At 69.6% G+C, this 13,993-nt stretch carries 8 protein-coding genes; 3 read left to right on the top strand and 5 right to left on the bottom strand.

All coding sequences use genetic code 11. The annotated features are described in order from the left end of the window. Nucleotides 1-49: 49 nt before the first annotated feature. Nucleotides 50-2,875, bottom strand: coding sequence for a glycoside hydrolase family 3 C-terminal domain-containing protein (locus tag ACQY4O_RS04110; protein WP_428374956.1), 2,826 nt, complete (start codon nt 2,873-2,875; stop codon nt 50-52). Between the two features lie 676 nt (nt 2,876-3,551). Here ACQY4O_RS04110 and ACQY4O_RS04105 point away from each other — a divergent pair. Beyond that, the gene (locus ACQY4O_RS04105) at nt 3,552-4,592 is read left to right on the top strand and encodes a hypothetical protein (RefSeq protein WP_428374955.1); all 1,041 of its coding nucleotides are present in this window, start codon (nt 3,552-3,554) and stop codon (nt 4,590-4,592) included. A 114-nt stretch (nt 4,593-4,706) separates the two neighbouring features. On the opposite strand, the gene mfd is transcribed toward ACQY4O_RS04105, so the two are convergent. Together mfd and ACQY4O_RS04095 are read right to left on the bottom strand one after the other, a co-directional pair. Beyond that, nucleotides 4,707-8,156 (bottom strand): transcription-repair coupling factor, encoded by a 3,450-nt coding sequence (gene mfd / locus ACQY4O_RS04100; RefSeq protein WP_428378098.1) that lies wholly within the window; start codon nt 8,154-8,156, stop codon nt 4,707-4,709. 56 nt (nt 8,157-8,212) lie between these two features. Then, complete coding sequence (locus ACQY4O_RS04095) at nt 8,213-8,506, bottom strand: succinate dehydrogenase assembly factor 2 (RefSeq protein ID WP_428378097.1); 294 nt, start codon at nt 8,504-8,506, stop codon at nt 8,213-8,215. Between the two features lie 212 nt (nt 8,507-8,718). Between ACQY4O_RS04095 and recG the strand changes: the two genes are divergently transcribed. Then, nucleotides 8,719-10,845: an ATP-dependent DNA helicase RecG gene (gene recG, locus ACQY4O_RS04090; RefSeq protein WP_428378096.1), complete on the top strand. Its 2,127-nt coding sequence runs from the start codon at nt 8,719-8,721 to the stop codon at nt 10,843-10,845. Nucleotides 10,846-10,867: 22 nt separating this feature from the next. Further along, nucleotides 10,868-12,979: a S9 family peptidase gene (locus ACQY4O_RS04085; protein ID WP_428374954.1), complete on the top strand. Its 2,112-nt coding sequence runs from the start codon at nt 10,868-10,870 to the stop codon at nt 12,977-12,979. 11 nt (nt 12,980-12,990) lie between these two features. Here the strand turns inward: ACQY4O_RS04085 and ACQY4O_RS04080 are convergent, their stop codons facing one another. Both ACQY4O_RS04080 and ACQY4O_RS04075 read right to left on the bottom strand, forming a co-directional pair. Continuing rightward, the gene (locus ACQY4O_RS04080; protein WP_428374953.1) at nt 12,991-13,425 is read right to left on the bottom strand and encodes a GFA family protein; all 435 of its coding nucleotides are present in this window, start codon (nt 13,423-13,425) and stop codon (nt 12,991-12,993) included. Between the two features lie 74 nt (nt 13,426-13,499). Continuing rightward, entirely contained in the window at nt 13,500-13,964 is a 465-nt protein-coding gene (locus tag ACQY4O_RS04075; protein ID WP_428378095.1) for a GFA family protein, read from the bottom strand. Nucleotides 13,965-13,993: the final 29 nt, after the last annotated feature.

The raw sequence follows: 13,993 nt of genomic DNA, 5'->3' as shown, positions 1-13,993 counted from the left end.
GCCCGCGGTCGGCCGATCCGGATGGCGCACACCAGATCGGCGCGAGCAGCTAGTTCAGCAGGCGCGCCTGCACGCCGCCGTGACGGGCCGCCGGGATGCACGGCTCGCGACCCCTCGCCGCATCCTGCACGAGTTGCACCGGATTGGCCGCCTGTGCATCGACCACCTGGCGGCAGGCGCCCGGCGCAAAGTCGGCGCTGCCGAACAGCGTGACGTCGCGTGTGACCGCGCCGGCCGGGGGTGTCACCGAGTACGCGACGCTGAGGGCCTGACCCGGCAGCACGTCCCTGAACTCGCTGACCGTCGTCGGCTGCACCTTCCACCCGCCGGGTGCTGCGAGCGAGAGGTTGACGTCGGACAATGTCTGGCTGCCGCCGGCGCTGAGCGTGACGATCACAGAACCGGCGGCGCCCACGGTGAAGCTGCGCGGCGCCGAGACAGTGACCTGGCGGTGGCCGATGCCGCCCTGCATCGAATAGCTTCCGGTCGCCGTGAGATTGACCAGGGCGGAGCTGTCACCCACCCAGACCTTGTACTCGCCGGTCGTCTCGTCCCAGCCATTGTCGTTCCACCACCACTCGTCGCTCGGACGGATGGTGAAGGTCAGCCGCCTCGACTCGCCGGGAGCCAAGGTCACGCGCCGGAAATCGACCAGCTTGCGCGGCGGCTCGCCGGCGGCCGCAGGATAGCCGAGATAGAGTTGCGCCGCGTCGCTGCCCGCGATCGTGCCGGTGTTGGTGACAACGGCACTTACGCGCACCGGCGTCACGCCGTCGACCGACGCGTTCTCGACCTGGAGGCCGCTATACTTGAAGGTCGTGTAGGAAAGCCCGTAGCCGAAAGGGAAGAGCGGGGTCACGTTGTTCTGGTCATACCAGCGGTAGCCGACCAGCAACCCTTCCGAATAGTCGACCGTGTTGTTCTGCCCCGGGAATTGTGCGGGCGATGCGGTCGGAATCGCGCTGAGGCTGGTCGGGAAGGTGATCGGCAGGTGTCCGCCGGGGTTCGTCCTGCCGTAGAGCAGGTCGGCGACAGCGGTGCCATCGGTCTGGCCGGGGTACCAGGTGTCGAGCACGGCGCCGACATTGCCGAGCCAGGGCATGGTGATCGGCGCGCCGGCCTGCACTACGACGACGGTGTGCGGATTGGCGGCGGCGACTGCCTCGATCAGCGCATCCTGCGCCGAAGACAGCGACAGGTCCGGACGGTCGGCCGCCTCCGATTCCGTGTCGTCGGCCACCACCACGATGGCCGTCCCGGCTGCCTGGGCCGCGGCGATGGCGGGGGCGACATAGCTCTGGATCGTCGACGGGGTCGCCCAGACGAGGCCGCTGGTCGGACCGGCGCCGCCGAGCGTCAGGCTGTATTTCTGGCCGCCCGTGAGCTGGATCGAGGCCGAATAGACGGACACCGGCGGTGTGCCCGGGTTGTTGATGATCGTCGTGCCGTTGATGGCCAGCGACGCGACGTTGTAGCTGCCGGGATTGCTGAAGCCCAGGATGTAGGTGCCGGTCTCGGGGGCGGTCAGCGTCGCGCTGTAGGAACCGCCGTAGTTGGTCGGGGCGTACGGCGTGGACAAGTCGCCTGCGGGGATCGCCGTGAGTTGCGCGTCGGTCGGCAGGCCTTGCTGGTAGGTGACGCTGCCGCTCGACGCGGCCTCGATGCCCGCGAGCGGCGAGGTGACCGGACCCGGAACGACATGGGCGCTGCCGCCGCCGCTGGTGGTCACCTGCGCCGAGGCGGCAGGGCCGATGACGGCAAGCGTGGCGCCGGCCTTGAGCGGCAGCAGGCCGCCCTGGTTCTTCAGCAACACGCTGCCGTCCTCCGCGAGCGCGTTGCTGGTGGCGATGTGCTCGGGCGAGGTCGCCACGGCCGAGGTGGTGACCGGCGGCGGATTGTTGAAGAATCCAAAGCGGAACATCTCGTACAGGATCGGCTCGACCTCGGAATTGAGCACCGCGCGGGAGAGCGTGCCGTTCTGCACCGCAGCCTGCAGCGGTGCGCCGAAATAGGTGTTCTCCGGCTGCTCGGAATCGGTGCCGGCGGTGGCGGCGCTGAGATCGTGGATCGCGCCGTAGTCCGACATGATGAGGCCCTTGAAGTTGACCTCGTTACGCAGCACGCCGGTCAGCAGCGGCCGGCTCTCGCAGGAGTAGAAACCGTTCACGGAGGAATAGGCACACATGAGCGAGCCGGAGCCGGCCTCGTTGATCGCGGTCCGGAAGGCGGGCTGGTAGATCTCGTGCAGGGTGCGGTCGGCAACGATGACGTCGTCCGCCTGGGTGTTGCGGTTGGTCTCCTGGTTGTAGGCGTCGAAATGCTTGACCTGCGCCAACACGCGCTGACTCTGGATCCCCTTGATCTCGGCGCTCCCGATACCGGCGGTGAGAGCCGGATCCTCCGACAGGCTCTCGAAGGTGCGGCCCCAGCGCGGATCGCGATCGATATTGACGGTCGGCCCGAGATCGGCGCCGGAACCCTTGGCGGCCTGCTCTGCACCGAGCGTCGCGCCGTAGAGCAGGGCGTCCATCTTGGAAAAGCTCGCGGCGACGGCGATCCCGGCGGGAAACTGCGTCACGTTGGTGAGCGTGTCCGCGACGCCGGCCGGTCCGTCCTCGTAGCCGATACCCGGAATGCATAACCTGGGATTGGCCGCGGTAAAGAACACGTAAGGCACCGCAGGCGGCGTACTCTCGCTGGTGCCATTACCCTGCACGAGTGCCACCTCGTCGGCAACGGTCATGTTCGCGAGCACCATGTCGACGCGCGTCGCGATTGGCAGGCTGGTATTGAGCCAGGGACAGGCGGCGGGATTGCCGACCGGTCCGGCGACCGCCTGGTGCAACGGCACGAGACCGGCCAGCAGCGCCGGCACGGCTGCACCGGCCCAGCGGAAATGCCGCCTGCTCAAGGAAACCCAGGCGCGCGCCCCAGGTCGTGGCACTCCTGTCGTCCAAGCGGCCTTCCGGCAGCCATAGATGCTGATCATTCCCGCGTCTCCCCAATTTTTTTATTTGCATCGACGGTCACAGGATCGGAGAAGCCGAACCGTTGCCTGTGCCGGACCATACCTGGTCGTCTCCGAGACTTCCTATTGCAAGGCTTCTCCGTATGACTCGCGACACCGACAATCCTAGAAGTTCATCTTGTTCTCGGCAATTTAGGCAGGCGCGGAAATCACCACAGCGTTCGGCCAGACCTTCAAGATCTCGCGACCTCGGCACGATCCGAGACGGTCACGAGAATTCCGCTTTCGGTTCTGGAGCGTGACGAGTCCTGTGCTGCTCCGAAAATCCTGTCCTGCTCCGAAAATAAGCCAGACGGCTCCGGGAGATGCCGAAGCCGCGACAGGCGGGCGGGGTCGGACACCCGGCGGGTCGGCATCGAGAAACAGGCTCTCGAAGTGCCGCGTCGAAACCAAGTCTTAAGGTCCTTGATGTAAGGTCTGTTCAACAGGAACCAGGCGCCGGCCTCGGGCTTGGCGCGCAGTTCAAGTAACGCTCAAGACGAAACTGGGCGCTGTTGGCACAGAGCCGGGGCAATCCTTCAACATGGTCCGCGATCCCATGCTTTGCGGCCGCTGTCGCAATCCCCGACGGCGCCTGCTGATCGGCGCCGCGGCGGCCCTGGCTCTGCTGCCGGCGCGACGGGTGCTTGCACAGGACCCGCCGGCGCTGCCGACACCGCCGGCCCTGCGCGGCGTCGGGATCAACTACTCGCTCTGGCACCGGTCCGACCAGTGGCCGACCGGAGCGCAAGCGGGATGGGGCACGCCCAGCATCGGCGACTACGCCTCGAACAGCCCCGCCGTGCTGGCCACCCATGCCGCATGGCTGGCGTCGGCCGGCGTCGACTTCATCGTGATCGACTGGTCGAACGATCTCGGCATGGATATCCGCCTGCCGGGTGGCCCGGGGACCCAGCGCTTCATCGAGACGGCGACGCTCGCGCTGTTCCAGGTCTGGCGTACGCTCGCGGCCCGGCCGCAGGTCGCGCTGATGATCGGCTGCCCGGGCGATCCGGCCGCGATCTCGAACGGCGCCCTGACCGCCAAGGCGAGCGAGGTGCATGACCTGTTCGCGGCCAACCCGGTCTATGCCGGCCTGCTGCAGACCTATCTCGGCAAGCCGCTGCTGCTGGTCTATGTCAACACGCCATCGCCATGGGCAGAGTCACTGCCGCCCTGGAGCGATCCGCGTTTCACCGTGCGCTTCGTGACCGGCTTCATCACCCAGCAGCAGACCCTGCTGGGGGCGGGCGGCCTGAGCCGGTTCGGCTACTGGTCCTGGGAGGACCGCGAGGTGCCGACCTATGCGGCCGCCGGCGGCTATGCCGAGTGCATGACAGTGGTCGCCGCCTGGCGTGGCGCCGGCACGCCGGGCCGGGCCAATGGGGCGACCTATCTCGGGCAGTGGGCGCATGCGCGCGCGATCGGACCGCGTTTCGTCATCGCGGGGACGTTCAACGAGTGGTGGATCAGCGAGCAGATCGATGTGCAGCACAGCAAGGACGTCGAGCCGTCGCGCCAGCTCGGCTGGAGCAGCATGACGATCCTCCAGCAGCAGGCGGCCTTGTTCAAGGCGGGACGGTAGCGGCCCAGGCTGCTTCAGCGCAGCGGGCCCGCTTTACTGCCGCGGGATCGGCACGTCGTTCACGCTGAGCAGGCCACCAGCCGGCGCGGCGCGACCCGCCCCTGCAGGTCTATGTCAGGCCGCCCGTCCCTGACGGGCCAGCTCGTCGAGGCTCGCCACCACCGTGCGCGCCAGCCCGATGCGCTGCGCCGTGGTCATCTCGCGCGCCACCGCCAGCTTGTGGTCCGGGCGCAGCCGCACGCCCTCCTGCTGCTTGCCGCCGATCCAGGACACCAGCCCGGCCGGGTTGCCGAACGCATTGCCGCGGAACTGCACCACCATGCCCTTCGGGCCGGCCTCCAGCTTCTCCACCCCGGCACTGCGGCACAGCCGTTTCAGCGACACCACCTGCAGCAGGTTCTCCACCTCGTCCGGCAGCGGACCGAACCGGTCCACCAGCTCGGCGGCCATCGCCTCGCTCTCGGCATCCGCGCCGAGCGCGCCGATGCGCCGGTACAGCCCAAGGCGCACCGGCAGGTCGGGCACGTAGCTCTCCGGGATCAGCACCGGCAGGCCGAGCACGATGTTCGGCGTCCAGTCGCGATCCTCGGCGCGGCGTCTCCCCTTCTCGACACGCAGGTCCGCGACCGCATCCTCCAGCATCTGCTGGTACAGCTCGATGCCGACCTCGCGGATATGCCCGGACTGCTCGTCGCCGAGCAGGTTGCCCGCACCGCGCAGATCGAGGTCGTGCGAGGCCAGCGTGAAGCCGGCGCCGAGCGCGTCCAGGGTCTGCATCACCTCGAGCCGCTTCTCGGCGGCGGCCGACAGGCGGTGGCTCTGCGGCCAGGTGAGGTAGGCGTAGCCGCGCTGCTTGCTGCGCCCGACCCGGCCGCGCAGCTGGTAGAGCTGGCCCAGCCCGAACATGTCGGCCCGGTGGATCAGCAGCGTGTTGACCGCCGGCATGTCGAGCCCGCTCTCGACGATGTTGGTCGACAGCAGGATGTCGTACTTGCCGTCACCGAACTCGGTCATCACCCGCTCGAGCTCGGTCGGCGTCAGCCGCCCATGTGCCTCGACCAGCCGCGCCTCCGGCACGATCTCGCGCAGCCGCTCGGCCATGCGCGGCAGGTCCTCGATGCGCGGCACCACGCAGAACACCTGGCCGCCGCGAAAGCGCTCGCGCTGCAGCGCCTCGCGTATCACCACCCCGTCGAACGGCATGATGAAGGTCCGCACCGCCAGCCGGTCGGCCGGCGGGGTCGCGATCAGGCTCATCTCGCGCACGCCGGTCAGCGCCAGCTGCAGCGTGCGCGGGATCGGCGTGGCACTCAGCGTCAGCACGTGCACGTCCTCGCGCAGCGCCTTCAGCTTCTCCTTGTGGGCGACACCGAAATGCTGCTCCTCGTCGATGATCAGCAGCCCGAGATCGGCGAACTCGATGCCGCGGGCGAGCAGCGCGTGGGTGCCGACGATGATGTTCACCGACCCGTCGGCGACGCCCTTCTTGACCAGCCCCGCGTCCTTGGCATTCACCATGCGCGAGAGCTGCTCGACCCGCACCGGCAGCCCTTCGAAACGCGCGACAAAGGTCCGGTGGTGCTGGCGCGCCAGCAGCGTCGTCGGCACCACGACGGCCACCTGCGAGCCCGACATCGCGGCGACGAAGGCGGCCCGCAGCGCCACCTCGGTCTTGCCGAAGCCGACATCGCCGCAGATCAGCCGGTCCATCGGCCTGCCTGCCGCCATATCTTCCAATACATCCGCGATGGCGCGCGCCTGGTCCTCGGTCTCCAGGAACGGGAAGCGGGCGCAGAACTCGTCCCAGCTCCCCTCCGCCGGCGCCAGCGACGGCGCCTCGCGCAGCTGCCGCATCGCGGCGATGCGGATCAGCTCGCCCGCCATGTCGCGAATGCGTTGCTTCATGCGCGCCTTGCGGGTCTGCCAGGAGGCGCCCCCGAGCCGGTCCAGCGCGACACCGTTCTGCTCGCTGCCGAACCGGCTCAGCAGTTCGATATTCTCCACCGGCAGGAACAGCTTCTCGCTGCCGTCATAGATCAGCCGCAGGCAGTCATGCGGTGCCGCGCCGACCCCGATGGTCTCCAGCCCGTCATAGCGGCCGATGCCGTAATCCTGGTGCACCACGAGGTCGCCCTCGGCGATCTCGGTCGCCTCCGCGATGAACTGGTCGGCGCGCTTGCGCCGGCGCGGCGGCCGCGAGATGCGCTCGCCCAGCAGGTCCTGCTCGGACACCAGGGCATAGTCGTCGGCCGCGAAGCCGCGCTCGAGCTGCAGCGTCAGCAGGCCGATGATGCCGGGCTTCAGCCGGCGCGCGTCGCGCCAGGTCTCCACCAATTCGACCGGCAGCTTGTGGTCGCGCAGCAGCGCGCCGATCCGCTCGCGCGAGCCTCGGGTCCAGGCGGTGACCAGCGTGCGCCGCTTGGCATCCGCCCACGCCTTCGCCTGGTCGCCCAGCACCGAGAACACCGTCTCGCGCGAACCGGGTGGCAGCGAGCGCGCGAACATGATCCCCGGCCGCCCCCCCGCGTCGTAACCGTCGGCGCCGTCAGGCCTGCCAAAGGGACTGAAGGCGAGCATCGGCAGCCCACCCAGCATCGCGTTCCATGCCTCGCGGTCGAGATAGAGCAGCCCGGGCGGCAGCGGCCGGTACGGCACGTCGCCCTCGCGCGACGGCAGGCGCCTAGCCTCGGCATGGTCGGCGATCATTTCGAGGCGCGCCGTCAGCACCTCGTCCGCCTGGTGGTCGAGGCTGACCGAGACCCCGGGCAGGTAGTCGACCAGGGTCTCGAGCCGCTCGTGGAACAGCGGCAGCCAGTGCTCGATGCCGGTATGGCGGCGCTGGTCGGAGACGCTCAGATAGATCGGGTCGCTGGTCGCCCCCTGGCCGAAATGCGCGCGCCAGCCGGTGCGGAACTGCCGCACGCTGTCGGCGTCGAACGACAACTCGGCCACCGGGCGCAGCACGAATTCGTTGCGTTTCCCGGTTGAGCGCTGCGTGGTCGCCTCGAAGCCGCGTATGTTGTCGACCTCGTCGCCGAACAGGTCGAGCCGCACCGGCTCGGTCTCGCCGGACGGATAGACGTCGAAGATGCCGCCACGGGTCGCGAACTCGCCGGGCTCCATCACCGTATCGACGCGATGGTAGCCGTTCGCCACCAGCAGCTCGGACAGGAACCCGGAATCGAGCGACTCCCCCACCCTTACCGACAGCGAGGTGCCCTCGAAGGTGCGGCGCGGCGGTACCCGCTGCACCAGCGCATTTACCGTGGTGAGCACGATGCGGCGGGGCGCATCGTGGGCCGGCTTCTCGACCAGCCGCGCCAGCGTCGCCACCCGCTCGGACACGATCACCGGGTTCGGCGAGACCCGGTCGTAGGGAAGGCAGTCCCAGGCGGGAAACCGCAGGATTTCGGTCTGCGGCGAGACATACGCCAGCAGGTCGGCAAGCCGGGCGAGGCCGGCATCGTCGCGTGCCACATGCAGCAGCGGGCCGTCATGCTCCGCCAGCCGCGACGTCAGCAGCAGCGCGTCGAAGCCCTCGGGAACGCCCCAGACCTGGGTCACGCCGGCCTGCCTGCCGTGGGGGGCCTTCGCCGGACGGCTCGCCGTGATGCCGAGGCTCAAGGTCGCACCACTCCGGGGGCCGCCAATCCGAGGCGGGCGCTTTCCAGGCGGGCGCTGCGGGCGGTCTCCAGCGACGCCTGCTCGATACGTCGCAGCATCGGGCTGTCGGCGTCCGGCGGGATCAAACGACGTCCGGTCAGCCAGTCGGCCAGATCGACGTCGGGCAATTCCATGATCTCCTCGAGCGCATCGAGCTCCTCGCCGCTGAAGCCCGCGAGTCCCGCCTGCACGAAGCCACCGATCAGGATGTCGGTTTCGTGGGTGCCGCGATGCGTCGCGCGAAACAGCATGCGCCGGCGACGCGATGCATCGTCCGGGGCGGGGGCCGGAGCAAGCGGAGACGGATCGGGGATGGCGGTTTGTTCCATGGCGCGCGCTGTCATATAGCGGCGCACCCCCTGCCTGTCAGCCCACCCGCGACCAAGAGGCACCCCGCAACCGCGTGACCAAGCAGATCGCCCGATTTTCGACAGACCCCCGATCTTCGCCAGACCCGCGTCCGATCGACCCGGCACCGCTCGCGGGCGCCGCCGCGCTGCTGGCTCCCTTGCGCGCGCCGATCACCTCCCTGCCGTCGCTTGGCCCGGGCCTCGCGGGCCTGCTGGTCCGCGCCATCGGCGGTCCGACCCTGCTCGACCTGCTGTTCCACCTGCCCGAGGGCCTGATCGACCGGCGTTACCGGCCCCGCCTCGTCGACGCTCGGCCGGGGCACATCGCGACGCTCGCCGTCACCGTGCAGCGCCTCGATCGCCCGCAACGGCCACGGCAGCCCTGGCGCGTGTTGGTCGGTGACGGCACCGGCACCGCCGACCTCGTGTTCTTCAGCCCGCACCAGGCGCGCGGGCTGATCCCGGGCACCGAACTGCTGGTTTCGGGTCGACTCGAGCGGTACGGCAACCGGCTCAGCATGGCGCATCCCGACCACCTGCTGCCACGCGCCCGGGCCGGTGAGCTGCCGCCGCTGGAAGCCGCCTGGCCGCTCACCACGGGCCTGCTGCCGCGGGTGGTCGCACGCAGCCTGCGCGCGGCGCTCGACCGGTTGCCGGACCTGCCGGAATGGCTGGAACCCTCGGTGGTTGCCCGCGAAGGCTGGCCCGGCTTTGCGCAGGCCTTGCACCTGCTGCATTTCCCCGGCGACAGCCTGGCCGGCAGCGACGATGGCCACCTCGCCGGGCGCCTGGAGGCCGCACGCGAGCGGCTCGGGTGCGACGAGCTGCTGGCGAGCCAGGTCGCCATGGTGCGTGCCCGCCGCCGCTCGCGCGAGCGTCCCGGTCGCAGCCTCGCCGGCGACGGCAGCCTGCGGCGCCTCGCACTGGCGAGCTTCGGCCACCAGCCGACGCCGGCCCAGCGCCATGTGCTTGCCGAGATCGATGCCGACCTCGCCGCACCCACCCGCATGCTGCGCCTGCTGCAGGGCGATGTCGGCGCCGGCAAGACGCTGGTGGCGCTGCTCGCCATGCTGCGGGCGGCGGAATGCGGCCTGCAGTCGGCGCTGATGGTGCCGACCGAGATCCTGGCCCGCCAGCACCATGCGACCCTGGAGCGCCTGTCGCCGGTGCCGGTCGCCCTGCTCACCGGCAGCATCAAGGGCCGCGCCCGCAGGCAGGCGCTGGACGACCTCGCCACCGGCCGGGTGCAGCTCGCGGTCGGCACCCACGCGCTGTTCCAGCACGGCGTCGCCTTTGCCGACCTGGCGCTGGCGGTGATCGACGAGCAGCACCGCTTCGGCGTCGAGCAGCGGCTGATGCTGGGCGACAAGGGAGAACAGACCGACATCCTGGCGATGACGGCGACGCCGATCCCGCGCACCCTGCTGCTGACCCAGTGGGGCGAGATGCAGGTCAGCCGGCTCGACGGCAAGCCGCCCGGCCGCAAGCCGATCCGAACCAGCCTGCACCCGATTGGCGCCATAGAGGAGGTCTGCGCCGGCATCGCGCGCGCGCTGGCCGGCGGCGCCCAGGCTGGGGGCGCCCAGGCCTTCTGGGTCTGCCCGCTGGTCAGCGAGAGCGAGCTGCTCGACGTGGCGGCGGCCGAGGCGCGCCATGCGGCACTGACCGCGCGTTTCGGCGTCGGCCGCGTCGGGCTCGCGCATGGCCGCCAGGATGTCGCCCTGCGCGAGGCGGCGCTAGCCGATTTCGCCGCCGGCCGCACCCGCATCCTGGTTGCCACCACGGTGATCGAGGTCGGCGTCGACGTGCGCGGTGCCACCATCATGGTGATCGAGCATGCCGAGCGGTTCGGTCTGGCGCAGCTGCACCAGTTGCGCGGCCGGGTCGGGCGTGGCGGCGATGTCAGCTACTGCCTGCTGCTGCATGACGACGCGCTCGCCGGCAACGCGCGCCAGCGCCTGTCGCTGCTGCGCGAGACCGAGGACGGCTTCCTGATCGCCGACGAGGACCACCGCCTGCGCGGCGGCGGCGACCTGATGGGGCGGCGGCAATCCGGCCTGCCCGGCTTCCGGCTCGCCGCCGGTCCGCGCTTCGACGAATTGCTGCGCCTCGCCTGGCAGGATGCCGAGATGCTGCTGGACCGCGACGCGACGCTGAGTTCGGCCCGTGGCCGCGCGGTCGGGCTGCTGCTCGACCTGTTCGGACGCGCCGACGCCTTGCGCACCCTGCATTCGGGGTAAGCCGGATCTGACGGAGATTGCCATGAACCAGACACAAACCCGCGCGCCGGTGGCCGAACGCCGGCCGATCCGCATCGAGCAGCTCGGCAGGATACGCACCGACGATTATGCCTGGATGAAGGACGAGAACTGGCAGCGCGTGCTGCGCGACCCCTCGGTACTGCGCGAGGACATAGCACTTCACCTGCGGGCCGAGAACGCCTACGAGGCGTCGCTGCTGGCGCCGACCGAGGCGCTGCAGGCCACGCTGCTCGCCGAGATGAAGGGCCGCCTCAAGCCGGACGAGATGTCGCCGCCGCTGCCCGACGGGGCATGGGACTATTATGCGCGCTACGCCGGCGGCGCCGAGCAGCCGGTCTATGCGCGGCGTCCGAGAGGCGGCGGCGACGAGCAGGTGCTGCTCGATGTCGACGCGCTGGCCAAGCCACATGACTACTTCGTCGTTGCCGACGCGCAGCACAGCCCGGACCACCGCCTGTTCGCCTATGCCGAGGACGCCCAGGGGTCGGAGGTCTATCGCATACGCGTGCTCGATCTCCAGAGCGGCAAGCTGCTCGACGATTCTCCTGGAAACACGGGGCCAGTGGAGAGCAGCACCGGCGATTTCACCTTTTCGCCATGCAGCGCCTACCTGTTGTGGACGTTCCGGGACGATAACGGTCGCCCGACGCGCATCTTCCGCCGCCCGGCACGCGGTGGCCCGGACGAGCTGGTGTACGAGGAGCACGATCCCGGTTTCTTCATCGGCGTCGGCACCACCGCATCGCGCGCCTGGATCACCATCGAGTGCGGCGACCAGGAGACCACCGAGACCTGGCTGATCCCGGCCGGCGACCCCACCGCCGCGCCCAGGCTGGTCGCGGCGCGCGACAAGGGCGTGCGCTACTCGCTCTCGCACTGGCGCGACCGTTTCATCATCCGCACCAACCTCGACGGCGCCACCGACTTCAAGCTGATGCAGGCGTCCGACGCCGCTCCGGCGCGCGAGCACTGGCAGGACTTCGTGCCGCACCGCCCGGGGCACTACATCGTGCGGGCCAGCGCGTTCCGCGATCATCTGGTGTATGTCGAGCGCCACGAGGCCAACAACAGCATCGTGATCATGCGTCACCCAGACGACAAGGATGGGGGCGACACCCACAGCATCGCCATCGACGAGCCGGCATACCTGCTGTCCTTCGATGGCGGCTACGAGTACGAAACGGCCCTGCTGCGCACCGGCTACCAGTCGCCGACGACGCCGCGACAATGGTTCGAATACGACATGGACACCCGCGAGCGGCGCCTGCTCAAGACGCAGGAGATCCCCTCCGGACATGATCCCGCCCACTATCGCACGCGACGGCTGCAGGCGCAGGCGCCGGATGGCGCACTGGTGCCGATCACCGTGCTGATGCGCCACGATTCGCCGACGGACGGCACCGCGCCGCTGCTGCTGTACGGCTACGGTGCTTACGGCCACGCCATCGAACCCGGCTTCTCCATCACCACGCTCAACCTGGTGGATCGCGGCTGGGTCTATGCCATCGCCCATGTCCGCGGCGGCTCGGAGAAAGGCTGGGGCTGGTTCCTGGACGGACGCGGGGCGCAGAAGCCGAACAGCTTCACCGATTTCATCGCCTGCGCCGAACATCTCGTTGAACACGGGCTTGCCGACCCGACGCGGATCGTGGCGCAGGGCGGTTCGGCCGGTGGGCTGCTGATGGGGGCGGTCGCCAACCTGCGGCCGGAGCTGTTCGCCGGCATCATCGCCCAGGTGCCGTTCGTGGACATGCTCAACACCATGTCGGATCTCTCGCTGCCGCTGACCCCGCCGGAATGGCCGGAATGGGGCAACCCGATCACCGATCCCGAGGCCTACGACCTGATCGCCGGCTACTCGCCCTACGACAACATCCGGCCGGTCGCCTATCCGGCGATCCTGGCACTGGGCGGCCTGTCGGATCCGCGCGTCACCTACTGGGAACCCGCCAAGTGGGCGGCAAAGTTGCGCGCCGTCACCACCGGCGACCGCCCGATCCTGCTGCGGACCAACATGGAGGCCGGCCATGGGGGCGCCTCCGGACGCTACGAGAGGCTGAAGGAGACGGCGCTGGTGCAGGCCTTCGCGCTATGGTGCACACGCGGGGCCTGACCCGGCGGCGCCTACTCCGGCAGCATCTCGCCGGAGCCGCCCAGTTCGGCCGGAAAATCCCTGAACTTGGGCAGCCCGTCATGCATCGGCAGCACGCTATCGGCATAGTTCACATGCAGGCCGGCGGCGAACGGCAGCGTCGGGATCGTGCTCGCGAACACGTCCACCAGGCCGACCGTCGGGTGGCTGGACATCAGGTGGCCGCCGCAGCGGGTGCAGTATTTCCGCCCGGTGAACGCCGTCTTGTGGAACGTCGCGACATGCTCGGCGCCGGAGGTGACCCGCACCGCCTCGGGCTGCCAAAGCGTGAACGCGTTCACCGGGCCGCCCGACCAGGACTGGCACGACCGGCAGTGGCAGTAGCCCATCCCCTCCGGCGCGCCGGTCACCTCCAGCGCCACCGCGCCGCAGAAGCAACCGCCGGTGTGGGTCCCGGTCTCGCTCATCGTCATCTCCCCCGTTGTTGCTTTATTGCGGCTTTCCGGCCGGAACCCTTAACGACGACGTGGCAGCCAAGCCGTCAATCACCACCTGCAGCCGGTCCGGGCTCCTTCTGGGGCGCCTCCTGGGGCGCCGTCTGGGACGCCGGCATGTGGTGCTCGAAGTGCGGCACCGTCGGGTCGGTCAGGCCCCAATCGGGCGCCGACGCCGTCCAGATGAAGCTGGCGGGACGGGCCGGCGCCGGATCGTCCAGCGCGCCGGCCCGCACCACCACCGCGTCCGGGCGGCAGGTCGCCGCGCTGAACAGCGACGTGCCACAGGCCGGGCAGAAGCGGCGGCGCATCTCGTTGCCGCTGTCGGCCAGGCTGACGAACTCGGTGGTCGGGCCCGACACCTTCAGGCTGGCGCTGGCAAAGAACAGGTTCATCGCGGCATTGCCGCAGGCCAGGTACTGGCAGTCCCGGCACCAGCACGCCCGCGTTGCCAGCGGCGCGCTGTCGATCTCGAAACGCACGGCGCCACAAAGGCACCCGCCGGTAATCATGTCTGCCAAACCTGCCTCCTCCGCCGACC

This window comes from Lichenicoccus sp., from assembly GCF_965277665.1.
Classification (GTDB): domain Bacteria; phylum Pseudomonadota; class Alphaproteobacteria; order Acetobacterales; family Acetobacteraceae; genus Lichenicoccus.
Note: the sequence above shows the minus strand (reverse complement) of the source record. Positions and strands in the feature narration are given on the sequence as shown.